Here is a 24287-nt window from a genome sequence, read left to right as displayed (position 1 = left end):
GATTGTTTATTGCAAAAGAAATTTTTGAATCCAGAAACGATGCCAGCCACTTTTGGATATTCACATATAGTCGAGGTTAGCAACACCAAACGGACCGTATATATCTGGAAAAATCGCTATAAATACTGATGGTCGAATAGTTGGAATTAACGATTTAAGTTTACAAACAAGACAAGTATTTGAAAATATAAAGACTACTTTTGAATCTTCCGGATTAAACTTTAATGAGGTTATAAAATTAACATTTTTTCTAACAGTCATTTCAAAAATGGCCATAGATAGAGAAATATGTAATCAGTATATCAATACAAACAATCCACCAGCAAGTTCAGCTGTAGAAGTTAACAAACTAATTCACGACGAATTAGTAATTGAAATCGAAGCAATTGCTGTAGCAAACTAATAAATAAACATATATTAATCATTCTCAAAGCAACTTGTTCTTTAATTAAAACAAGTTGCTTTTTATTTGTTGTTTAATTAAAAAGCATTTTCAAGAACATATAAATTATAAATGCAAAGTCAAACAAATTGCACTGATTTAAAAGTAACGAACTAATCAATCACGTACAAACAAAGAAAAGGGGAGTATAAAAAATAATAATATTCAATAAGTTTATTACTTTTTATTAGTTGACATAATATATATTATAGGCAGTTATAGAAACAAAGTGTTTACAGGTATCAAAAACCAAGTAAACTATACTTAATGAGACAAAACGGAGATTTTCAGTGAGATTCCCATAAAATCTAATCTTTATGAATTTCTACAGTTTTATCGTTTATTTTGCTTTAAATGAATCATAGCAAATCCTAATCAATAATTGCTTAAGATTTAACGAATCCAAATCATTTTTAATCGACAAGAAATTTTTCTGCATAAAAATTATTTCTATACAAAATATAAATTAATAATTTTATTTTATGTTTTACTTATTCAATTTATTGCTATTTACACACGTTTTACAGCTTTACTTTATTTGTTGTTATTTCTATCATTTACGCTTGACTTTTAATGCGCTTATTGTTCTATACGCTAGTTAACATAACGTTTATTTGTAACATAAAAAAATCCTCCTCGCCTTCAGGAAGATTTTTTAACTTGCTATTAGATTATATATATCTTTTTAGTAGCAATCCCAATTGTAAATAACATTGGAAAAATCTAGATTTAACAAATCATCTTTCTTTATAAAGAAATTAGCAACACCAGAATCTCCCCACATAATATTTAATGAGTCGTCTGTATCGATTTGCAGCAATAACACATCATGCTGTTTGTATTTTTCTTGCCATTCTCTTGGATCTGTCTGTGTAAAAAATGGATAACCACCAATTTTATGCCCTTGATCTTCGCATAAATCATCATACAGTTCGCCTAATTCTGTATTGTTTTCTTTATCAACGATTTCTTCCCAATCAATGTTATCGTTAAAAATCATTTCAAATCGATAATCTCTAGATGTTACTGGTTGATAATTCAATTCAAACTTTAGTTTTGCTGCTTCAGGTATGATAAAATCCTCTGAATCTAAAGTGTTTAAATAACTGAAATCAGTAATAACCTTAGTTAAATCTTCTGTAATTGTAGAATGATACATAATTCGAAAGTCTTTTTGGTCAGTTGGATGATCAAAATCTGCTCCAAAAAGCTCATCATCAGCACTTACGAAAAACTGTAACATACCATTTTGAGGCATATATTCAATATGAGGCATTTCTTCAAAGTTTAATTGAGCAAGTAGCATCATCGGTTGCCCATTTGAGTCTTTAGGATGCTCTTGATCTATAGGTAAATACGGATGACCACCAAACTTACTCTCAAAAAGAGTTGTCTCTGCTAATGTTCCAGAAACTTTAACATACGGTTTCACACTTTCTTCTAAAATACTACGATACTGTTCTAGTTCTTTCGGAATTTGAAGTTGATACGTATTCTTCATCACATTTGCCTCCCTTTAATAATGAATTGAAAATGCCTTACTTAATTATATAGTAAGAGATAGCTTCATTGAAAATTGTTAAAAGTCCGTTTTCATCCTCGTTTTTTGCGCACTTGGTGGACAAAGTAGATTATGTTCTAAAACCTTTTTATTAATAGTTCGAATTAAATCCGCTGCTTCTGCAGTATTTGTAGTTTCTTTTAGCCTTTCTTTTAAATCATCAATTTCCTTTGAAAGCTCAATCCACCTAGGTAAAACATGATTATTTTTCAAAGTTCTATACAGTTGTTTTTCAGGATTATACGAAAGATTTTTATCTAGATTTAGAGGTTTCCCTTTACCTGGCAAATTATCAAAAGACCCTTTCTTTTCTGCTTCTTTAACGATAGAACTAATATGATCCTCATACGTATAGGACCAAATTTTCTCATCTTTTACTAAAATCTCTTGCTTTTTTAGTTTTTTATCTAGTTCTTCTTGATTCATAAAATCTCTCTCCTTTATATTTTATAGTAGCGTTTTTGCAGGTTTTTACGCTTTCAATCCATCAAATAACTTTTCTCGCCACCAAACACCGTCATGACCGCCTTGAAATTCTTCATAAGTAATTTGGTATCTTTTTCTTTTAAAGCTTTATACAGGCGTCTATTGGCTGTTAAAAGAGGTTTGTTTTCAAGTTCTCCTGCTGCTATATAAAAATGAGGTTGCATCGCATTTGAATCTATAGATGAAATTTGATTTTCAATCCAAGGAATTATATTTTCATAACCATCCTTTTTCCAATGTACGGATCCAGACATTGACAACACGTTCCCGAAAACATGTGGATTTTGAAGCGCTGCATAAAAAGCTGCTAAGCCACCAAGACTGAAACCGGCAATTGTTGTATGTTTCGCGTCTTTATGCACACGATACTTAGCATGAATCCACGGCAGTAATTCCTCTGTTAAAAATATATTCATTTTATCGTTATAAGTTAGCTCTTCTAGCCGATCAACTGGTTCTATAGCAACAGCAATACAAGATGGGATTTCTTTTGTGTGAATTAAATAATTGAGTGTTCTTGCGATTGAAAGGTTATTAATGAATGAATTCCCATCAAATACAATGAGAAGTTCTTGAAGATGTGAAGTGTGAGAATAATCATGAGGCGTATAAATATGAATTTTACGTGTGTTATTTAAAATCGTACTATGAAAAGAATATGTTTCAATTTTTCCGGATGGATAATGTTTTGAAGGAAAACGACTGCTATACTGCACTTCCATTCCTGTGTTTAACATAGACGCTTTATTGGCACCTTCTCCAAATGTATTTCCATTAAATTGGTCTAGTTGGTACTGTCCACTACGCTTTATCCAATCATTTTTGAAAAAATCGTTTACTGAAAAATAGTACGTTGAAATAAAACTCTTATCCGTCCTAAACGTTTCATACCAAATATCTGTCTGTAACAATCGTTTTAATTGATTTACAGACAGATCCCAACCAGGAAAACTGCCGAATACATAAACATTTTCAGTTTTTCGGTCCCTTAACCAAATATACGTTATAAGCTTATACTGATTAGCTACAGGACATTGTTCTATTAGTGGCGTATTATTCGACTTTATTTCATGCAAAAAAGTATAAAAAGCTTTCTCGTTTCCATTTTTTAATTAATTATTCAGTTCCTCTAACTTAGGACTAATTATTGAAGTCACCCCCACTTCCTCCTTCGTTGTAGTTCTTTCTTTTTATTAGGAAAGTTTATCAATTGCCTGAACAGATAGTTCCAACGCTTTTATTCTTCTTGTTAAAAGAGTTCTTTGCGGACTACCTACTTTAGACTTATCATAAGCCCTCTCCATTGATGGAAGCAAACCAACAAGGACATTACGAGCTTCTATTAACTCTTCTTGACTATACTGATGACTTTGTTGATTCCAAGCGTTTTCTAGCGCTGCTAACCCTATGCAAACAGCTTTAAATCGTTTTTTCACTAATGTAGTATTTGCACCTTTTTGAGTCATTTGTGACAGTGCATTTTCAAGTTTACGAATTGTTGATTGTAAAGATTTTATTGATTCCGATTTGTCTAGATTTGATACGTTTTCCATTTTACTGTTGTTCCTCCTGGCTTAACTTATTTAATACTGGATATAATAAGTACTTAATTTCACTCGAAATATTTTATCATAAATAACTAACTATATTCGAGGTGGATAATGGATTAAAGGAAAACGGTATCTAAGCGCCTCTCCCTCCCTTACATCATTCTATATGTACTTCTTTCTTCGTATTAGAATCCCTATATAAACAAGGTATTAAAATTGTATTTTTTATGAAAAAAAACGCACAAGCAGCATAACTTGTACGTTTTAATTTTTATTCAGTAAGATAATATAGTAATAGTTTTCGCGCTTTCTCATAATTCATGAAATTTCTATACAAAACGGGATACTTCACAATTTCTGTTTCTATAAAACGATATTGCGGAAACCATTCGAAAAATGATTTTCTCAGCCACTTTATTTGCTCAAACGAAATCTCCTTTTCGTTTTCATTAAGTACGTAACTCAAAGTCCCTGCTGTATGCATCCAATAATAATTTAAATCAGCGCTTATACAATCATCTTCTGTGAACATATTTTTATAATCTTTCCGTATTTTTTGAATGTCACAATTCGGAAATGGTTTATATAGAGGACTATGCATTTTTTGCAATTCATTAAACATAATTTGTTTTCCTAACTTCAAATACCCACTCCTTTATTTCTCTATCCAATTTAATAAGTTTTCATAGTGATATTGAGCATCGATATACCCAAGATTATATAGATTAACAAGCTTTTCCTTATTTCTTTCTATTCCGCTTATAGGAAGTTGTACGCTAGGCTGAATAACATAAAAATTATCTTTTTGTTCTTTTTGATTCATATAAGATATCGTCTCATTATAAAAACGATAATGCTCTACTAAAGTCTCTGCGATTTTCGGATATTTTCTATATAAAATTTTAGCCAGGCCAGAAAATTTATTTCGCTGCTTCTCATATCCTTCTGGTTTTGTCATAATAACAACGTTCTTTTCATAACCATCATTTTGCGCTTTAAAAACTGGTATAGGATCTATAATCCCTCCATCTAACAACTTTCGATTATCGTATTCTACAGCAGGTGCTATAAACGGGACAGAGCTTGATGCACGAATGATTTTTAAAATATCATTTCCATGTTCCTGTTTATTATAATAAACAGCCTGTCCTGAATCGCAATCGGTCGTTCCAATTACAAACTGTTCATTTGAATGTAGGAAAGTTTGAAAATCAAACGGTACAATTTTGTTTGGTACTTCATCAAATAGAAAATCCATACCAAATAATTCACGTTTTCTGATTAAATTTCGATAAGATATATATCTGTGATCTGCTACTAGCTCTGTATTCACTTTCTTATTCCTTCCTTTTTGACGTGACAAATAGGTTGCTCCCATACACGCTCCAGCAGATACACCGACTACATACGGAAAGAATAAGTTTTGTTCCATGAAATATTCGAGTACTCCTGCAGTATATAAACCTTTCATTCCTCCGCCCTCTAATACTAAACCAATATTCTTCATGCTATATCCCTCTACTCCTTTTTTCTTACTTACATATTAGCATAAGATTTTAAGATGAGGTTATATAATCGAATTGCAACAATAACCAGAAACTACTAAAGTAATGTCATAATTTCTTAGTAAGTAGCATGGTACAATATAAGTAACACATCCCACATATATTAAAGGAGGAATTTCATATGGGTTTATTTAGCGGTATTTTAGGAAATGCATCGAATGCGAGTACAGAAAGTGTAGAACGTGATTTAGAGAAGATTATGCTAGACGATGAGAAAGTTGAGCATGCTTATAAATTAATTCGCGATTTAATCGTATTTACAAATCGTCGTCTTATTTTAGTAGATAAACAAGGAATATCAGGTAAAAAAACAGAGTATCATTCTATTCCTTATAAAAGTATTACACAATTTAGCATTGAAACAGCTGGGCATTTTGATTTAGATGCAGAGCTTAAAATTTGGGTGTCTAGTATGGATGATCCAATTGCAAAAGAATTTAAAGGTGACGATAGTATTTTAAGCATTCAAAAAGCGTTAGTAACATATACGACAAAATAGTTATTTTGTATTTTTATTCATTTATGAAATTACTAACCCGAATGTTTTGGAAGTATATACAAAGTATTTGTATATTTAATCTCTATTAACATAAAAAGGTAAAGCGTATTTCTAATGCTTTACCTTTCTTTTTTGTAATAAATAAGTGTAGCTTTATCATTTAATTTCTTTATAACTTCTGTTCTTTTATAACCTATCTTTTCATATAAAAAACAATTTCTCTCTTCTTCTAAAATAGTAGCAAGTTCCCAACTTATCGCTTCAGGAAACATCTCCTCAATTAATAATAATACTTTTTGAGCAATTCCTTTTCCTTGAAACTCTGGATGTATGAACATAGGACTTATCCAAAATTGATTTGTTTTTTCTTTGTAATATATACATATTGCCCCGACAAACTGACCATCTACGATAATTTTATAAAATCCACCATTCGGGTATTTAATTCTTGTCATCGTTCGTTGAATCGGCTCATTCGCTGGACTCGTCTCATAGTCTTGGTACTTCTCTAATAACGGATAAAATGATGTAACTTGCATTGTGAATATGTCCACTGCATCTTTCTCAGTTGCTCTTTTTAGTATAATATTCATCTTACCAATCTAGGCGCTTTCTTAATGAAGTAATATGTGCTGTATGATGACGACCGTGCCATGCGTATAATCCAATTGCAACAGCAAGTTTTGTTTCACCAGATTCAGGATGATTAAATGTCTTTTCTAAATCAGTAGGTTCTAATGAATATAAAAGGTTAACCCATCTTTTATGTAATGAATCTAGCATTACTAGTGAAACATCTACAGGTAGTTTCGAATCTGGCAATTCTGCCCACTTTTCTTCTTTATACGGTTTAATAGTTGGATTCTTTTCTGTTAGTGCTAATTTAAAGCGTATGTAACTATTCATATGGCTATCAACAACGTGATGAACAACTTGACGAACTGTCCATCCGCCAACGCGATACGGTGTGTCTAACTGCTTCTGATCTAAATCTTTAATTGCCTTTGCTAAATCAGTAGGTACATCCTCAATTTCTTGAATCCATTTATCAATCATTTCCTCAGTAATAGGACGCTTGTATGTAAATTGGCCAATTGGATAACGTAAATCATTCATGAATAAGTCCCCCCTATTATTTTGAACACAAAGTAGTTCTACAAATATAATGTACAAAATTTACACGTTCTCCGTTTAATTCTACAGAAGTTGTATCTGCTTCATTTTTAAAAGAAAATCCGCTTTTTTCTAGTACAATTTGTGATGCAAGATTATTAGTCGTTGTTTTAGCATGAACCTCATTAATTTCATTATTTTTCGCTACGTCTAAAATTAATTTTACAGCTGCTGTTGCAACTCCTTTTTTAGTGAATTTTTCTCCGACTCGATAACCTAACGAACTGATTCGAGTTTCGGTATCTATATTTACTAAGTTAATTCGTCCTACAATTTCTTTTTCTTCATTACGAATTAAATAAAAATAAGAATTTCCATCTGCCTGTTCTATTAATAAATCGTCTAATAGTTTTTGAAAATATTCAAAATCGAAATATTGCGAACCACGATTTGGTACCATCGTTTCAAAAAAAGATTTATTCGTAAGTTCAAACGTAAATAAATCCGCAGCATCTTGTTTTTTTAGTTGCTCGATGTATATTTCCATCCCGTATTCTCCTTCTTGATTTACTAACTGTTATACATTCTTTTTTAATCAATTATATTCCTGCTATTTCTTTCGATTAAGTAATACAGCTAGTAGCACTTTCGGATGAAAAAGGTGAAATGGACTACGAATTAAATTCATCACTCGTACTAACCGAATATAAACATCAGAATCACTTGCGGAAAGTCGATATATTTGTTTCGTATACCATAGCTGAAATTTTTGTTTCGTAGTTAATTCTCTCTTTAGCTGCGGGTGACGTGATATTTCCGTTGTTGTCATATCCCAAGGGATTTCTATTATGTCAGCTGTCTTTTTATAAAATTGTTGTGTAAATGTTTTATCGAGCTGTTTTCTACTTTGCAAAAGTAATTGCAATTGGTGAGCTTCCATAGCAGCAACTGAAACACCTTGACCGAAAACAGGATCAAAACGACATTGTGCATCTCCAACTACTAACAACCCTTCTGGTACATTGTTAACTAAATCAAATCGCCGGCGTACTTGATAGGGAATTTTGTATGTCTTTATATCAGTAATTCCCTCAGCCTTGTTTAGGAAGTCTGTAACATTAGAAATTGATAGGTTTTCAGCAAAATCATAAAACTCATCATCTGTTTGTGGTGCTTTCTCATTTGCGTATCCACTGAAAGTAACAAAATAACGATTATCTTCAATCGTTTGAATAAGAACGCCATAAGGGTTTTCAGGGAAACTCGGAGACATTAGCATATTACAACAGTCTAATTCCTCATTTTCTTTAAGTTGGAACATTTTCGTTGCGTAAAATAAATCAATACGAACCTTCTCTTCCTGTACTTCAATTTCATATTCTCGTAGCCACTCTATACTTTTCGAGCCAAATCCACTCGCATCAACTACAATATCTGCATGAACTTCTTCTTGCATGCCTGTCTCTAAATATTTAACTTTTACTCCACACACTTTGTTAAGCTTTCCATCTACTAATAACCCTTTAACCAATGTTTCATATGTAATAGTAATATTTGAAATTTGATGTATTCGTTTTTGAATATGCCATTCTAGCAAAAGTCGACTTTGTTGAATCATATGTACTTCCCCTATGAACGGTTGTTTCCATAGACCAAATTGATGCCATTTCAAATCACGCGTAAAGTTATTTATAATACTGCCCGCTTCTATTAATTCATTCGTAATAGTAGGAAACAATTCTTCAATTGCTTTTTCTCCACCTTTTAATAACACGTGAGGATGATCGCTTTGTGGAACTCTTTTTCTTGAAGCTTTTCCATCCCATTTTTCACCGACGTCTAAAATGATGACTTCTTTAAAAGAAGTTGATAATGCTTTTGCTGCAAACTTTCCCGCCATACTTCCACCAATAACAATAGCCCTATTAAACATATTCTCCCCCTTAATAAAAAGAGATCCTGTCGTGTATAAATGAAACAGGACCTTAATTACATTGCTTCTTTATCATTATAATTAAAATACATGAGTAAATTGCAACGTTAAAATTAAAATACCTAATCCCCATACGTAATACGCGAATACTTTTAAGGAATGACGTTTTAAATATTGAATCATCCATGAAACTGCTATGTAACCAAAGAAAGCTGCTGATAACGTTCCGACAATTAATGATGTACTAGAAATAGATTCTGCTTTCCCTTGAAAAACATCTATAAATTGCAAGATGATTGCTCCGACTATTGCTGGCGTAGATAATAAAAAAGAAAAGTATGCTGCTGTTTCACGGTCTAGTTTTCTCCATAAAGCAGCGACAATCGTCATTCCAGAGCGAGAAATTGCCGGGAAAATAGCAGCCGCTTGAAATGAACCAATGATAAATGCATCTTTATATGTAATGTCGTCCATTTTTTTACGACCATCCTTTTGTTTATCGGCCATATATAGAAAGAAACCTGTCACTAAAAACTCCCAACCGATGGTAATGCCTGTTTTTGAAATATCTTCAAAGAAGTCTTTAAATAATAAACCGATTACAACCGCAGGTATCGTCCCAACGATAAGTAATAACATAAGCTTTGAAAATGGATTTTTCATTAAATATATAAATTCTTTTTTGTAATAAATAAACACGGCAAGCAAAGTCCCAATATGCAGCGTCGTATCTAAAAACAATCCCGCTTCATCTAATTGAAACAAATGCCGTCCTAAATAAAGGTGCCCTGTACTACTAATCGGTAAAAACTCTGTTAACCCTTGAATTATACCTAAAATAAATGCTTCTAACCAATTCATGATGGTCTCCTTTCTCGTTTGCTTGTACCAATATATGAAGGTTAAATTTTCGATATGAAAAAAACTATATTTCTCTATGAATTTACTTTTAAATTATGGATATATATGTAAAGAGAGTCGAGGTGGGTTAATATGTGGAGGCACACAAAATTCGGTAATGTATTACTTTGGGTGGGACCTATCCTTGTGTTTTTAGGATTATGTATGACTAATGTTATTTCAGACATTCCTTTCTTTGAAGGAAAACATAAAACGCTCGGAATAATAATTTTATTTATAGGGGTTTTCTGTTTAATTGCTGCTAATTATTTTAAAAAAGGAGAAAGAAATGAAGAATAAAGCTAAATAAAAAAACAATCCCAGTATAAATGCTAGGATTGTTTTTCGTTTATGTTGCTTATTTATAGAATACTTTATCAACGTTATATTTTGCTTTGTATTCATTAATGATATATGTTTCGTAAATTTCTCTTTCTGTTGGATCTTCTACGATACATGCATCAATACGGTATACTTCGTCACGATGATTTTTAATTGGTGAAACATTGTCTTCAAAGTGTTTTTTAATACGTTGTCTAATTTTACGAGCTTTACCTACGAAAAGCAGTTCGTCATTAATATTGTAAAACATAAAAATGCCGCCTTTATCTCTAGGGAACAAGTGGAAATCGATAAAACCATTAATTGGAGTAATGATTGCCTCGTCTCCTTTAATAACTTGTTTACGTTCAGTAATTGAAACATCAGCTTCAGGAATATTAATTTTAATCAAGTTCATTCACGTCCTCTTTTATTATAAAGATAAATAATAGCATACATACGTAAGAAAAGCTATGTCCAGAGGAATATTTCATTTTATAATTCAAATATTATAGGTGTATCATGTAAACTCTTCTTCCAAATCATATGATCACTTGATTTTCCCCAATAACCCTTCAGTACATAACTAGGTTCTCCAAACTTCTTTGTCCATATACTTTGTGCTTTTTTGTATCCACTATCTAAACAGTATTCTGTTATTCCTCTGCTAAGTAATGTAAGATACATTGCATGTAATAGTAAACTCCCTATACCCTTTCTTTGATACTCAGGAAGTATAAATACAGTTCCTATTTCATACAAATCCTTAAGTACACCGCCTGTACAACTAGTAATCAATGTACTTGCTGGACCAATTTCAATTGTTCCAATCATTTTATCGTTATTTGTATCTATCGCTAATAAAAAGTAACGATTTTCTCCATTACTATCAAAATCATCTTTTAAATATTGCTTTTTCAAGTTAATTTCATTTTCTATGTCACCCAATAATTGTGATAATCCTTCATTTTTATATGTATCCGTAATAACTATACGGAAAAACAAGTGAAGTTCCTCTAAATCATCCGAATTCGGTCTCCTAATTTCAACGTTATACATGTTTTAAATCTCCATTCTATACGATTGTTAAAACCAGACTTTATATACTCTATTCAACAATATTCTACAAAGCCCTGCATAGATCCAGCAGTATAGAAAGCTCAGTATAAATATTGATAAAATAATGTTTATATCCATAGTTGTATGAATAATAGGACCAAGTACGGGAAAACGGAAAATATCTAGAACAATCATAATTCCTATAAGTAGACAAATCGCAGAAAAGGAAACCACCCAAATTCTTCTCTTGAATTGTTTAAAGGAAAGCCCTAAGGCTATACCTAATAAGCCTGTAGTAAAGGGAAATACAATTAGTTCACTCGGCTCAATAATAAATAATAGGAGAATAGTAAGAAGATAAGAAAGTACTCCCTCACGAATGGAGTAGAAAATAGCAAAAAAAATTGGTAACGTCGCAAAAGGACTAATGAATAATCCTATACCTGGAATTAAATTACCCGCTGCTTGAAACATGGTGGCCAAAGCGCTCATTAAAGCTGTAATGACTATCTTATTTGCAAGGGACAATTTTCTTTTATGAACATAGTTCGCATCATTCTCTATCATAAGTTGACACAAATAACGTACAAACCGATTCATCGAAATACCCCCTAAAGATATCTAATTTATACACTTATTGTTTATTTGTTACCTTCTTCTAGAAAACAATCACTATACAATAGCCAATTCTAAAAAGAATGAATCTGAGAATTTATATCGTATCAAGGAACAATTTCAAAAATAGTACCTTTGTTAAAATCAGTTACTTTCATAGAACCGTAAACTCCTAAATATAACCTAGTTTGATCCAAATTTGTTCCTAAACTCATATAATAAGCTGCTTGCGTACCAAAATCATAATTAGTTTCAATAACATGAAAGTCATTATGTTTACCGTCTGTACCGGCTCTAGTATATGCTAAAACACCTTTAACTGGAGGACGAGACTCTTCTTTCCTAGCAAGGTCACTAAATACAACACTACCATTTAAATTCGGGATTGCAGTTCCCATATATGGCTGAACGCCTGTTAGTGAAGTTCCGCCAAACTTATCTGGTCTGGGGTCTTTATGAAAATAACTAATTAGTGGCTGAATACGCTTGGCGGATAATTCTATTGTTTCATTATAATAAGCCATTGTTCTCTCATCCAAAGTAGGATTCTCAGAACAGTGCCTTATAAAAGAAGTAGGTAATTCTCCTTCCCATCCTCTCCAACCAAAATTAATAAACCCATCTTGATTGGGAGTGAATCTCATTGCATGCGTTTGAACAAGTTTGGTAACCGGTATCGGTTTATATTGAACAAATGAAAAAATAGACTCTACAATATCCTGTCCGACATTACCTGCATATTTAATATATTGATTATAAAACCTTTGGAATGAAATACCGGTTATATTACGAATACCTTTCGCAATTACTGTAAGTGTTTCTTGTATAGATAAAGGAAGTTCATTAAAGCGCGAAACTACTGGAGGATTATTTATGACTGTATTTTTACTTACATCGACTTCAATTATTTTACCTGCTATTTCTAAATCATCTTGGCTTAAATTAAATGGATCATATCCCGATCCACCATCTCCATTTGTAAAAACAAGTTTTCCCGTTTCAGGAGAAAAGTTTAAAGTGTTTACTCCGTTATGATTAAAAAATGGGCGTTTTATATTAAGTAATGTTCTGCGTTTTTGAGGTTGACCATTTGATTGTAAAACCCATTCTTCAATTGTATCAATATGATCATATTGCGTATTTCTATTAACCCACTTTAAGTTTAACGTTTTAGGGTCACACGGATTCGGTTTAAATTGTTCAGAAAGTGCACCAGGTCCTTGAGTTCCAGCTACTGAATAATGAAGATAAAATAAACCGTTATGATGAAATTGAGGATGAAACGCAAGTCCTAGCAATCCTCGCTCATCATATCCACTACTAGCAACACCTTCTTCAAATGTACCTAATTTAATAATTCGTGGACGAATATTTAAAAATGTTTTTATAACACCGTTTCCTATGTAAAAAACCTCTCCTAATTGAGTTGCGATGAATAATCTTTCGGTCGATTCACCTGGAATTATGGCTGTTTTTATTACAGTTGGTAAATTTATATTATGAACAATGGGCCGTAAACGAATCTTAACTTTAGTCAATTAACTGTCCACCCCTTTTTCTTTTATTTAATAGAAGAGTATGATTAGAGTAGTCTTATTAGTATCAATTAACTCATATTCCTTTTTATTACAATTTTACATATAATATAATTATAAATAAACTAGGGGGACTACTTATGACACTTTTACTACAAATCATAGTACCACTTATATTTGCACTATATTTATTTACCATCTATCGTAATAATACTATTGGAAAAGCTGCTTTTCTTTTAGCGGTCATAATTGGGATTTTCGGTTTAGAGAATATTTTTCAATATGCTAGTTTAACAGATCATGCTGTTTATCCATATTGGGGCAGTTTGAAAGCTGTTGTTATCATTTTATCAGTCGTATTTCTATTTAAAAAAGGTGGTCTGACAGGAAAATACTAATTTGTAACGCTATACATATTTTCTTGTCAGATTGCTTTTATTTTATAAAAGAAGAAATGTCCATGTAAAAACAAGAAGGAGTGTGTTACATATGTCTATAAATATTATTTCTATAGTTTCTATTATAATATGGATTGTGTTGATTACAGAACTTATAAAACCTTCAAAAGAACAGAATGGACGAAAAATCGTAACTTTATTATCTGCTGGTTCCGCATCGACAATTATTTTGACGGTTTCATTTATTCAAAATATCCCGTTTTGAAATTGGTAGTGATATAATTACAAGAAAATATTTATAAATAAAAAAGATTAGGATTCGCTCCTAATCTTTTTTATCATTCAATTGCACCAGCAACATCATAATCATTTAAATCCAATTCAATAGGCTGTCCGAGCGCTAGTTTAGCAAGTTCTGCTCCTAAGTATGGACCAGCTGTTAAACCTGAAGCTCCTAATCCATTCGCAACGAGAATTCCTTCAAAGTTAGGTATTGGTCCGATAACAGGTAAGAATCCTGGTGTGAATGGTCTGAATCCTACTCTCGTTTCAAGCATTGTAGCATCTTCTAAGCCAGGTGCAACTGCTAACGCTTTATGGAATACTTCATGTAAACCACCTGCAGTTACACGGTGATCGAAACCAGTATCATTCTCATGTGTTGCACCAATTACAACATGACCATTATCAAACGTTAATATATATTGATCGTTTGGTGGCATAACAACAGGCATATTTTCTGTTGCTGTATTTTCCATTTGCAGGTGAACAATTTGTCCTTTTTGGAACGCAACTAAGAAATTAATTCCTAATGGGTTTAATATTTCGTTCGCCCATGCGCCAGCAGTTACAATAACCTTTTCTGCTAAAATTGTCTCGTCATTTACTTTAACTCCAGTAATATGATTCCCTTCACGGACTAATACTGCATCTCCTTTTATGAAAGTTGCACCATGTTTTTTCGCAGCGCTTATTAATGCGTTGCGTAATAATCTTCCGTTTACTCTTGCAGCACCACTAATATGAACAGAACTATATTCTTCTGATAATGCCGGGAATAATTTTTTCGTTTCTTCAGCTGATAAACGCGTAATTTCACCAATCTCTGGTGCATCTTCACGTCGTTTATAAGCTCGCTCTTCCATTTGATCTAGTTTTTTCTCGTCAGTATGTAAACTAATTGCACCTACACGGTTGTAACCTGTATCCGTTTCACCGTCTTCTTCTAATTGTTGAATTAACGAAGAATAGTAACGTGCACCGCTTTTAACGATTTTATACCACGCTTTATTACGACGTTGTGAAAGCCATGGACATACTATACCTGCTGCTGCATCAGTTGCTTGCCCTAATTGTTGGCGATCCATGATAGTAACATTCGCACCAGCCTTAGCCAGATGATAAGCAGTAGACGCTCCTAAAATTCCAGATCCAACTACAATATACGATTTCATTTCAAACACCTTTTCTCTTTACTAATTATATAAATATAAGAACATTCTTAAGTATAATAGAAGGAATCCTTTTTTCAATGTACTCATCGCAATTAATTGTTTCATCATTGTGACTTTCCTAATCGTTATTTTTTCTTCTTACGGAATAATTCAATTGTTTTATAGCCTTGTGAAAGGATTTCAATCATTTTCTCAAAACGTTTTTCACGTGTTTTTTCTTGTTTCACAGAAAATAAATTACGTGCCCAATCTTTTTGATATCCAGGAGTTAAACTTTGATAAAATTTAAGTTCATTGGGATGATTAGCTAATAAAGCTTCAACATCTTTAATTCGATCTGCATAATCGGCAACACATTGACTCATAGCAGGCGTTTTCGTCGCTTTTTTCTTTTCACGCTTTAAGCCTACAACAGTAAAGACGTCATCCATACTTACCATTCGAGCAAATTTAATTTCGCTTTCTCCTACATATCCATCTTCACCAACGCTTAATGCTGGAAACATCTCATCACGGTGAATAAACGTACTGTAACGAGCATTACCTTTTTTCGGATATGCGAAAAACACATAACCTTTTTCAAGTAATAATGCTTCATTACTAATAATAAAATTCGTTTGTTTCACCATTTCATCAAGCGTTTCAACAAAAATAAAAATAGCATCGTGTTCTTTTGAAAATGCAGTTTCTTTACCTGTGAAAATGTCATAATCACTTGGTTCGTTAATAACAACCATATTCGTATACTTATCAAGTTTCAATTTATCGATAACTGACATAATAATCTTCCTTTACATTCGAAATTCATTGTACATACTTTTTTATACTGTTCTAGTGTATTATATCTAGTTAGAAAATCAAACTTTAAATAGTATTATTCTGTTTCAAAAGAACAAAAATCTTTATTTGAAGAGCTGGTTTTACAAGAGGATGATGGAAAAGAACCAGTTTTTAATTCATATGAAGAGGCTGCAGAAACATTAAAAACATTAGAAGAAAACCTTTTAAACCAAAAATTATACAAATAGCCGATTCCGAATAAGAACAGGCTATTTGTATAATCACAACTCAATAGCAAATAAAGTATATAAAAGCTCTCTATATTGATCTTCTGTAATTTCACGCTTAGTTTTTGCTCCATACATCATTTCAGTTAAACTAGAATTCGTTAAAGAGATATGGCCAGCGTTCGTCAACTTTACTGCAATTGGTCCTTTATTGAAAATAGACTTTTCATCTTCTACCACTCTTCTTTGAACATCGTTTACTACTGTCTCGTCAATAATATGAGTATAAAAAGCATGACAAATTTTCCATTCTCCATCAACATCTATTCTTTCTAGAACATAATTGCCTTTACTCGTATCTTTTCGTCTCACCCGGTACGAACCGTTTTTTGAAGAAACAGACTCACCAGTAAAAGGTACAGGAACGAGAGGTACTAACGAAGCTATACCTACATCAATTAAATACTGTACGTTATCTTTATTTAAAATAATTGTTATATGTCCGTCCTCAAGTGCCCAAGCATTTATATCATTTTTATATACAGTACCTAGTGCGAGTTGTACATCATAACCACTATCTTTTAAAAAATAATAAAAAAGAGTATTTAATTCATAACAAAGCCCACCGCGGGAACTAGTTAAAATTTTCTCTTGTAAGTTTTTCATAGAAATTGCATTTATATTACCTGCTATAACATCTAAATTCTCAAACGGTATTGTGTGAGCAAATGCAAAGAGTATTGTACTTAATTCTTCAAACTTTATTTCAGTACGTTTTTCAAGGTTTAATCTTGTAAAGAGTTGGTCTTGTAAATCTGTCATATTCAGCACTCCTTAATAAGTTATAAGTTAAAATAATATATGCTGATTGTATATGTGATGAGGTACTGTAACAATGTACATTTCGATTAACTGTACCGGTACAAAAATTCTAATTCACAAGATAACCTAATATAAGAAATTAAAATAAGAGGCATCATTAAAATGCCTCTTATTTACTCTGGGATGCTACGAATATAAATGTAATAGTTTGTCTATGGATACACTATTAATATTACTTAAATCAATAAAATATTGAAGTTGCCACATTTGGCTCTTTTTAGCTTGATTACTAACAGGGTTATCCCATATAGGATAAACTCTCATAGCCATCTTTCCTTTTTGACTTTGAGTTTTTAATATTTTTTCTTCAAGAAGAATCTCTTTCGGGAAAATAAATTGTCCTAGTTTATGATCATTAATACATGTGATAACTAATAAGTCAGGAGCAGCGTCATAAGAAAACGCTTGATTTTGCATGTTTTCATTTTTCTCCCAAAAAGAAACAAATTGACCAATTTTGTTAGGAGTAATTTTTGATACTCTAAAACGTATCGTTTTGTTATTTAAGTGAAATAACGCCCCAGCATACTCTGAGTTTTGTCTTTCTTCTTTTAGATTAGTGATTATTAAGTTATTAGATTTATATACTATGTCATTTAAATTTTGAATGATATCATTAAAGTTGTTCAAGTAAACGCCCCCTTTATCCACCTTTTAGTTTATCACAAACATTAGTTCTTATATATCGTGTAGATAATATATAGTAATAACGACGTGAAAAAGAGGGTTATTTTAGTGGAATATGATTATGCAGGTTGACTAGATTATTTCAATGTACCCAATTTTTCAATTGCTTGTTGTTCAGTTGCTAAATAAAAAATATTATTACCTTTATTACATTCATAAATGAAGTCTTTTAAGCTTTTACTAGTGTACATAGAAAAATCCCCAACGATAGCAATCTTTACCTTGTAGTTTATAAACTTTTGAAGGATATCGCCCGCAAGCCGTGTTTTTAGATCAAAGAAATCTTCACTTATTAAAGATTTACGGTCAATGAAATTAATGATAGTTTCTTTTTTGTATTTTTGAATATATATATAATTGCTTTTACTTGTTATAAAAATATTGTGGAGTAACATAACTTAACAAACTATCCAAAGTGTTAATCTCGGCATATGGTTGTATTTTGGTAGTATTCTTGATTTTCTGAGGGTTAAACCACACACCTTTTATATTTGCATTTTGAGGACCAGCAATATCCTTTTCTAAGTCATCCCCAACAAATAAAGTATTTTCCGGTTGTAAATTTAGCTCATTTAATGCTAGTTCGAATATACGTTTATCAGGTTTACTAAATCCCACTTCTTCAGAAATAATGATTGTTTCAAAATACCTATTTAAATTCGTGTTAAATATTTTAGCTTTTTGCCTCTGAGTTGATCCATTTGTTATAATTCCAACTTTAAAGTGCTTCTTTATTTGATTTAAGAAATGAATAGTATTTTGGTCTATTGAAAAACATCTAGGGAAATTATTATTCCAAAAATCTTGGATGTAATTGCGTGGCAATCTATACCTTGGTGTGAATTCATCAAACAATGATTCTAAAACTGTCGTTTTATTACTTATGCCATATTCTCTTTTATCGTATTCTTTGAATTTCTGTAACATGTTGCTTTTAGCCGCACCATCTACATTTTCATAACACTTTTCTAAAACAATTAAAAATAATACCTCTACTGCTTTATCCCTATCAAGTAATGTATCATCTAAATCAAACAGCATCGCTTTATAACCCATCAAATAATTTCACAACCTTTCTCGCATGATTTAAATAATCCTTAGTTCACACCTTAAGCGCTTACTAAATTAGCAAAAAAACTCTAAAGTTTGTGAGGTACACTCTATAATTTCGCTAGCTTTTTTTATATTGAAATTCATTTCCGTTTCCCCTTCTAGTAAGTAGCGAAAGTATATGTTCACACAGTTTAAGAAATCACATGTAGTTCCCAATATTATACATTAGTTTTTTAAAAATATAAATCGTTCAGCTTTTCATACGATAAGTTTTTTCAAGCATACAATTATTTTTTCATAAAACGGAATATGGCTAATAATATTTTTTTGGAGAATACACATTCTTGAAAATGAAGCTAATACGTTAAACGTCCTATGAAGTTCCTATTGTATCTCCACATAAACTCCAGATAGTACGGCTATAATGACTACCAGAGGTGATATTATGAAAAACTATCATATTCTCGTGGTAGAGGACGATCAAGAAATTCAGGAATTAATTAAACAATTTTTAATGACACAGCATTATACAGTGGTAGTCGCTTCAGATGGACTAGAGGGTATGACACAATTTAATAAGCAATCATTTGATTTAATTCTTCTAGATGTCATGATGCCCAATCTTAATGGGTTTGAAGTTTCTAAAATGATTCGAAGTCAGTCAAACGTACCAATTATTATGCTAACTGCGTTGGAAGAAGAGGAAGATCAAATGAAAGGATTCGACCTTGGGATCGATGATTATATAACAAAGCCCTTTTCATTTCATGTTTTGATTAGACGAGTCGAAGCTGTACTTAGAAGAAGTTATGATAAAAATGTAAATAATCATTTAATATTTAAAGAAGTGCGTATTGATGTGGATGCATATAGAGTATATGTAAATGACGTTGAAATTATATTAACGACAAAAGAGTTTGAAATTCTACAACTACTATTTCAAAATGAGAGAAAAGTACTTACAAGAGAAAATATCGTAGAAAAAGTTTGGGGTTACGATTATTTTGGAGAAACACGAATAATCGATACACATATTAAAAACCTACGCAAAAAATTAGCTATCCCTTATATTAAAACAATAAAGGGTATTGGATATAAAATTGATGAATAGTATTGTGAAACTCATGAAAATGAAGCAAATTACTTATAAACTCTTTATGACTACATCTCTCATTTTATTATCCTTTGCAATATTGATTTATTTAACTTTATACTTCTTTCTTCCGACGTTTTATGAGCAATATAAAACAGATCAACTTCAAACAGGGATAAACGAAATCATTGATAAATCTAAAAATCTTACGTTTCAAGATGCGATACCACTTTTTGATGAATACGCAAAAAAAAATAATGCGATGCTTTATCTTCAAAATAAAGAAGGAATAATTATTTACTCTCCTTCATTTTCTTTTATTCAAAGTGGTACGCAAAAAACAGTAGTTACTAAAGCAACACGATTCGAGAATGCAAGTACCCTTAGCAATTCATATAACGTTACGAAACCAATTCAATTTCAAGATGGTAGTTTAACGCTTGTAGTGTTTGCTACATTTCAACCGATTGATGAAGCTTCACAGGTTTTAGTACGCTTTCTCCCCTATATTAGTATCATTGTGCTCGTTATTGGTATAGGGAGTGCTTATTTTTATTCCAGGTTTATTACAAAGCCACTTATTTATATTAATGAAGGTGCACAAAAGATGGCAAATTTAGATTTCTCCGAAAAAATTGAGGTTCGCTCTACAGATGAGTTAGGAGAATTATCTAATAGTTTGAATGACATGTCTATTAACTTGCAACAAGCTATGTTTGATTTAAAAAAAGCAAATGAACAATTAAAAAATGATATTGAAAAAGAAAGAGAAATAGAAACAAAACGCAGAGAGTTTTTTGCGATTGTAGCACATGAATTAAAGTCCCCTCTTACTGTAATGAAAGGATACTTAGAAGGAATGATATACAATATTGGCCCTTATCAAAATCGCGATCAATATTTAAAGAAGAATCATCAAATTATTGAAAGTATGGAACAATTAGTTCGTGAAATTTTAAGCGTATCGAAATTAGAACAACACACCTTTAAACTAAAAGTAGAAAAAGTTAATCTTTCAAAGTTAATAAATACAATTACAAAAGATCTCGAATTTTTCGCTTCACAAAAAAACATCCAAATAATAAAAGAAATTGATTCTGACCTTTCCGTTTATACAGATTATGTTCTTTTAGAAAAAGCATGTAAAAATATTATCCATAATGCGGTTATGTATTCACCACATAATGAAAAAGTTTATATACAGTTAAGTAAGGATCCTAAACAAGGTCAAATTAAAATGCAAATTATGAATACAGGTGTCAATATTAAAGAAGAAGATATACAACAAATTTTCAAACCGTTTTATCGAATTGAAAAATCAAGGAATCGAAATACTGGAGGAAGCGGTTTAGGACTATATATTGTGAAACAAATTCTTGAAACGCTAGATATAAAGTATTCTATAAAAAATATGGAACATAGTGTGCAATTTTGCATGAACATTCCATTATCTAAACAAAAAACAAACAAACTCCCCTCTTAGTAGGACGAGTTTATTTGTTTTTGTAGTAAGTATAAACTTATGATGAAATCATTATAGTGGAAATAGATTATGAAATTGATTCAAGTTTAGGATAGTTCATTTTATAATTTGATTTTGGAGTTAGCATAACAATTGTATATATAAAATTCTTAAATGGATTTGATCACTAGTTGGTTTTAGAAAACCTATAGTTATTACCGTTGATGTTGAGGTACAGACCGCAAATCAAAAAAAACCACACTAAGAAAAATAAAAGCCTTGTTGCATTTGAAGTGTGGCAAAGCTTTTTTAAATTGCTCAATTGTTGTTCCACTAACGTCTTTGTTAGCTAACACTTTAATTGTTTTAATAGCCTTTTGTTTAATTCCCACAATGCTGTTTTGTTGCTATCCCATTTCAAAAGGGTTACTGCTTCCTCAAAGCATAACCATTTATAATTGAAGTGTTCCTTAGATAATGAAATATTTTTTGTAGGAACTTTAACTCCAAAAGAAAATTCTTTTATTACATAAACTTCTTCTCCCCAAAGGAATCCGTCAACTACATCCTCTACTGGTAATGACGACACAGAATCTAATGTTATATATGGGCATTCTCTTATAATACCAGCCTCTTCAAACGCTTCCCGTTTTGCTGATTCAATAGGAGTCTCACCATCTTCTCCACCACCAGCTATTCCTTGCCAATAACCATAATCACTTCGGTTAAAAATGGCATATTGAATGGAATCATCCGTTTTTATATAAGGAAAAATCAATACTTGATATGGTGCTCTCATTGTTTAAGCTCCTCCCGAAAATAAGCTTTAAATACATATGAACAATTTATTCACTAACTTGCCGTTTTAGTGAATAAAGAGCCGGCATCACAATTCTACATTAATAATGCAGGTTTATGGTCGCGGCTCTCCATTTTTAAAGAATTTTATTTTTCATAAACGGGGGTCACCATACATGTCCATCAACTCAAGAGGTTTTAATACCCTCAAATACTCAAAAGCGTCATCCTTTCTAATGAATCCCTCGATTCAAGATGAACTACTACCATTTGCAGAAGAATTAAAATGATATCACTCGTACGGTTTCCAAATCCATCATATTCATACGCATTGATCGTTCCATCTGCTATCGTATTCATAGGAAACAGTTCGTAAAGATTCGCCCTATATTTCTAACGCATCAAGATTTATAAAAGTTTTTTACAATTTTATATTTGATTTTTTAGTAACTCAACATATTATATCGTTAGAACTGAGTTACATATTTAAAAATCATAATCTGGAAAATCTGCAGATGTGCGGGTTCTTTTTTGTAACATAACATCAGAAAGTAGAGGTGAAACGAATAGGAACTTTAAAGTCTTTAAAACGTGATGCATATCTTTTTATTGCGATGTTAATTTATTTTTATGGCATCTTCATCTCAATACTTATTATGGACAGTACATTTAACTGGTTAAGCTTTATACTTGCATTGCTATCCCTATGTGCCTTAGTCTTCACCATACAAGACATTAAAAATAAGAATTACAGAATAAAATAAAAAAGCATCTGATTCAGATGCTTAACTCTCAATTTTATAAAATATTGACGCCCATGACCATACAGCTACCAAATACAATACATAGTAAACCTAACAGGATTAAAAACTCTGGTAGATCAAAGTGGTCTAGTAGCGCACCTATTAATAATCCAAAGGGATAGAATACAATTTCGATCCAGGTTACGCCCCCTGCTTTTTTTATTTCTCGGTAAGATACAATGCTAACAATTAAAATGCCTAACACAATCAATCCTATCCCTAACATCATTCATCAATTCACCCTTTTTAAAATTTAAAAATCTAGCTTTTCACTTTCATATACTGCTCTTTTACACGTGCCAGTAAGTCCCGCAGCTTATTTTCTACAGGATGTTCTTGATTTTCTGGTACTTCTCTTCCATTTGATGAAAAACTTTGTGAGCATGAACTTTGTGTAACTTCAAATTTTGCATATGGGAAAGTGTGCTCATTTTCTTCACCAACGTTTTCAGTAGTGCTTCCATTTGAACCAGCGCGTATGCAGTTCTCGTCAAGTTTTGTGCGCTTCCCTTCCTTGTTTACCGTGTAATAGGTATCGTTGACCGTACCATATTTCATATCGGCTGTAGATGTTACTGCGGTTCCGTCTGCGGTGAATGTAACTACACGAAAACCATCTTCTTCTGGCAACAATTCCGCTCCAGGTACATTGTATAGTACCACTAAATCTCCTTCGTACGCTTCAGGAATGAGATAAATCGTATTTGTGGTGTCTTTTCCAAATCGGATACAACCGCTTAATACAATCATAAAAAAGATTCCGAAATAAATTATTACGTTTCTCATAGAGTCTCTCCCGTTATTTGTAAGAATGGTATAGTATTTATTATATAATGCAATATATTTCCTTGGATAGAATAAGTTTCTGGTTTAAAGACAGCTTTCCTTAGCTTGATGGTGATGTGGTATTCCCTAAAAAGAAAGACTAAGGAAGGTCCCATAAACTAAAGCTCTCCTTTAGTTGAAAAAAAGGAATCCTCTCATTGTTTCTCACTTTGTAAATCTTATTGTTTACTAAAGATAAAGTGGTCTTCAGGCTTCCAAACGTGCAGATGGTCAGCAATGTATCTG

The 24287-nt window shown here is 31.8% G+C and carries 28 protein-coding genes and 3 pseudogenes; 6 read left to right on the top strand and 25 right to left on the bottom strand.

Going from position 1 to position 24287, the window contains the following annotated elements; all coding sequences use genetic code 11:
- The first annotated feature begins 9 nt into the window (after window positions 1–9).
- Window positions 10–403 (top strand): annotated as a pseudogene (locus A6J74_RS03280) (RidA family protein).
- 724 nt (window positions 404–1127) lie between these two features.
- On the opposite strand, the gene A6J74_RS03275 reads toward A6J74_RS03280, so the two are convergent.
- The 6 genes and pseudogenes from A6J74_RS03275 to A6J74_RS03250 all read right to left on the bottom strand — a co-directional run bounded on the left by A6J74_RS03275 (window position 1128) and on the right by A6J74_RS03250 (window position 5546).
- A complete protein-coding gene (locus A6J74_RS03275) occupies window positions 1128–1943 on the bottom strand; it encodes a YwqG family protein (protein WP_000799792.1) in 816 nt (271 codons plus the stop codon).
- A 78-nt stretch (window positions 1944–2021) separates the two neighbouring features.
- Window positions 2022–2429 (bottom strand): DnaJ family domain-containing protein, encoded by a 408-nt coding sequence (locus A6J74_RS03270; protein WP_001070911.1) that lies wholly within the window; start codon window positions 2427–2429, stop codon window positions 2022–2024.
- A 45-nt stretch (window positions 2430–2474) separates the two neighbouring features.
- Window positions 2475–3646: pseudogene (locus tag A6J74_RS03265) on the bottom strand (alpha/beta hydrolase).
- Window positions 3647–3682: 36 nt separating this feature from the next.
- Window positions 3683–4042 (bottom strand): hypothetical protein, encoded by a 360-nt coding sequence (locus A6J74_RS03260; protein ID WP_000432673.1) that lies wholly within the window; start codon window positions 4040–4042, stop codon window positions 3683–3685.
- Between the two features lie 268 nt (window positions 4043–4310).
- On the bottom strand, window positions 4311–4682 hold the full coding sequence (locus tag A6J74_RS03255) for a YxiJ-like family protein (protein ID WP_000765928.1): 372 nt from the start codon (window positions 4680–4682) through the stop codon (window positions 4311–4313).
- A gap of 12 nt (window positions 4683–4694) precedes the next feature.
- Window positions 4695–5546, bottom strand: a complete 852-nt coding sequence (locus A6J74_RS03250; protein WP_000789300.1) for a patatin-like phospholipase family protein — start codon at window positions 5544–5546, stop codon at window positions 4695–4697.
- 179 nt (window positions 5547–5725) lie between these two features.
- Here A6J74_RS03250 and A6J74_RS03245 point away from each other — a divergent pair, with 179 nt between their 5' ends.
- Window positions 5726–6103: a PH domain-containing protein gene (locus A6J74_RS03245; protein ID WP_000522467.1), complete on the top strand. Its 378-nt coding sequence runs from the start codon at window positions 5726–5728 to the stop codon at window positions 6101–6103.
- Window positions 6104–6222: 119 nt separating this feature from the next.
- Here A6J74_RS03245 and A6J74_RS03240 read toward each other — a convergent pair whose 3' ends face one another.
- The 5 genes from A6J74_RS03240 to A6J74_RS03220 form a co-directional block, all read right to left on the bottom strand.
- Window positions 6223–6696, bottom strand: coding sequence for a GNAT family N-acetyltransferase (locus tag A6J74_RS03240; RefSeq protein WP_001021462.1), 474 nt, complete (start codon window positions 6694–6696; stop codon window positions 6223–6225).
- A 1-nt stretch (window position 6697) separates the two neighbouring features.
- Window positions 6698–7219, bottom strand: a complete 522-nt coding sequence (locus A6J74_RS03235) for a YfiT family bacillithiol transferase (protein WP_000999060.1) — start codon at window positions 7217–7219, stop codon at window positions 6698–6700.
- 16 nt (window positions 7220–7235) lie between these two features.
- The gene (locus tag A6J74_RS03230; protein WP_000409226.1) at window positions 7236–7763 is read right to left on the bottom strand and encodes a GNAT family N-acetyltransferase; all 528 of its coding nucleotides are present in this window, start codon (window positions 7761–7763) and stop codon (window positions 7236–7238) included.
- 63 nt (window positions 7764–7826) lie between these two features.
- The gene (locus A6J74_RS03225; RefSeq protein WP_000483169.1) at window positions 7827–9149 is read right to left on the bottom strand and encodes an FAD-dependent oxidoreductase; all 1323 of its coding nucleotides are present in this window, start codon (window positions 9147–9149) and stop codon (window positions 7827–7829) included.
- Window positions 9150–9230: 81 nt separating this feature from the next.
- Window positions 9231–10010, bottom strand: coding sequence for an undecaprenyl-diphosphate phosphatase (locus A6J74_RS03220; RefSeq protein WP_001104286.1), 780 nt, complete (start codon window positions 10008–10010; stop codon window positions 9231–9233).
- 132 nt (window positions 10011–10142) lie between these two features.
- Between A6J74_RS03220 and A6J74_RS03215 the strand changes: the two genes are divergently transcribed.
- The gene (locus A6J74_RS03215) at window positions 10143–10349 is read left to right on the top strand and encodes a hypothetical protein (protein ID WP_000269008.1); all 207 of its coding nucleotides are present in this window, start codon (window positions 10143–10145) and stop codon (window positions 10347–10349) included.
- A 58-nt stretch (window positions 10350–10407) separates the two neighbouring features.
- Here the strand turns inward: A6J74_RS03215 and A6J74_RS03210 are convergent, their stop codons facing one another.
- The 4 genes from A6J74_RS03210 to A6J74_RS03195 all read right to left on the bottom strand — a co-directional run bounded on the left by A6J74_RS03210 (window position 10408) and on the right by A6J74_RS03195 (window position 13582).
- On the bottom strand, window positions 10408–10788 hold the full coding sequence (locus A6J74_RS03210; RefSeq protein ID WP_001048938.1) for a nucleotide excision repair endonuclease: 381 nt from the start codon (window positions 10786–10788) through the stop codon (window positions 10408–10410).
- Window positions 10789–10865: 77 nt separating this feature from the next.
- Window positions 10866–11429, bottom strand: coding sequence for a GNAT family N-acetyltransferase (locus tag A6J74_RS03205; protein WP_000282924.1), 564 nt, complete (start codon window positions 11427–11429; stop codon window positions 10866–10868).
- A 27-nt stretch (window positions 11430–11456) separates the two neighbouring features.
- Entirely contained in the window at window positions 11457–12029 is a 573-nt protein-coding gene (locus tag A6J74_RS03200) for a YybS family protein (protein WP_001079202.1), read from the bottom strand.
- A 122-nt stretch (window positions 12030–12151) separates the two neighbouring features.
- Window positions 12152–13582, bottom strand: a complete 1431-nt coding sequence (locus A6J74_RS03195) for a PQQ-dependent sugar dehydrogenase (RefSeq protein ID WP_000169935.1) — start codon at window positions 13580–13582, stop codon at window positions 12152–12154.
- Between the two features lie 137 nt (window positions 13583–13719).
- Between A6J74_RS03195 and A6J74_RS03190 the strand changes: the two genes are divergently transcribed.
- The gene (locus A6J74_RS03190; protein ID WP_000173573.1) at window positions 13720–13977 is read left to right on the top strand and encodes a hypothetical protein; all 258 of its coding nucleotides are present in this window, start codon (window positions 13720–13722) and stop codon (window positions 13975–13977) included.
- A gap of 338 nt (window positions 13978–14315) precedes the next feature.
- Here the strand turns inward: A6J74_RS03190 and A6J74_RS03180 are convergent, their stop codons facing one another.
- The 6 genes and pseudogenes from A6J74_RS03180 to A6J74_RS03155 form a co-directional block, all read right to left on the bottom strand.
- Entirely contained in the window at window positions 14316–15431 is a 1116-nt protein-coding gene (locus tag A6J74_RS03180; RefSeq protein ID WP_002109415.1) for an NAD(P)/FAD-dependent oxidoreductase, read from the bottom strand.
- A gap of 125 nt (window positions 15432–15556) precedes the next feature.
- Entirely contained in the window at window positions 15557–16210 is a 654-nt protein-coding gene (locus A6J74_RS03175; protein WP_000110838.1) for a YdeI/OmpD-associated family protein, read from the bottom strand.
- Between the two features lie 282 nt (window positions 16211–16492).
- Complete coding sequence (locus A6J74_RS03170; protein WP_000130915.1) at window positions 16493–17260, bottom strand: arylamine N-acetyltransferase family protein; 768 nt, start codon at window positions 17258–17260, stop codon at window positions 16493–16495.
- A gap of 186 nt (window positions 17261–17446) precedes the next feature.
- Complete coding sequence (locus A6J74_RS03165; RefSeq protein ID WP_001058756.1) at window positions 17447–17950, bottom strand: MepB family protein; 504 nt, start codon at window positions 17948–17950, stop codon at window positions 17447–17449.
- A gap of 134 nt (window positions 17951–18084) precedes the next feature.
- A pseudogene (locus tag A6J74_RS03160) lies at window positions 18085–18324 on the bottom strand (DUF4180 domain-containing protein); the annotation flags it as partial.
- Window positions 18325–18370: 46 nt separating this feature from the next.
- Window positions 18371–19063: an HAD family hydrolase gene (locus tag A6J74_RS03155; protein WP_000540725.1), complete on the bottom strand. Its 693-nt coding sequence runs from the start codon at window positions 19061–19063 to the stop codon at window positions 18371–18373.
- Between the two features lie 442 nt (window positions 19064–19505).
- Here A6J74_RS03155 and A6J74_RS03150 point away from each other — a divergent pair, with 442 nt between their 5' ends.
- Entirely contained in the window at window positions 19506–20171 is a 666-nt protein-coding gene (locus A6J74_RS03150) for a response regulator transcription factor (protein ID WP_000800727.1), read from the top strand.
- Window positions 20164–21636, top strand: a complete 1473-nt coding sequence (locus A6J74_RS03145) for a sensor histidine kinase (protein ID WP_001084877.1) — start codon at window positions 20164–20166, stop codon at window positions 21634–21636. The genes A6J74_RS03150 and A6J74_RS03145 overlap by 8 nt, the downstream gene beginning before the upstream one ends.
- A 328-nt stretch (window positions 21637–21964) precedes the next feature.
- Here the strand turns inward: A6J74_RS03145 and A6J74_RS03140 are convergent, their stop codons facing one another.
- The 4 genes from A6J74_RS03140 to A6J74_RS03125 all read right to left on the bottom strand — a co-directional run bounded on the left by A6J74_RS03140 (window position 21965) and on the right by A6J74_RS03125 (window position 24002).
- Window positions 21965–22414, bottom strand: a complete 450-nt coding sequence (locus tag A6J74_RS03140; RefSeq protein ID WP_001202609.1) for an NUDIX hydrolase — start codon at window positions 22412–22414, stop codon at window positions 21965–21967.
- 206 nt (window positions 22415–22620) lie between these two features.
- Entirely contained in the window at window positions 22621–22773 is a 153-nt protein-coding gene (locus A6J74_RS29905; RefSeq protein ID WP_002038895.1) for a hypothetical protein, read from the bottom strand.
- 438 nt (window positions 22774–23211) lie between these two features.
- On the bottom strand, window positions 23212–23445 hold the full coding sequence (locus A6J74_RS03130) for a hypothetical protein (RefSeq protein WP_000979111.1): 234 nt from the start codon (window positions 23443–23445) through the stop codon (window positions 23212–23214).
- A gap of 32 nt (window positions 23446–23477) precedes the next feature.
- Window positions 23478–24002 (bottom strand): DUF6843 domain-containing protein, encoded by a 525-nt coding sequence (locus A6J74_RS03125; RefSeq protein WP_001246652.1) that lies wholly within the window; start codon window positions 24000–24002, stop codon window positions 23478–23480.
- Window positions 24003–24287: the final 285 nt, after the last annotated feature.

The organism is Bacillus sp. FDAARGOS_235, assembly GCF_002073415.2.
Lineage (GTDB): Bacteria > Bacillota > Bacilli > Bacillales > Bacillaceae_G > Bacillus_A > Bacillus_A toyonensis.
The sequence above is the reverse complement of the archived record's forward strand: the minus strand, read 5'-3'. Positions and strand labels throughout refer to the sequence as shown.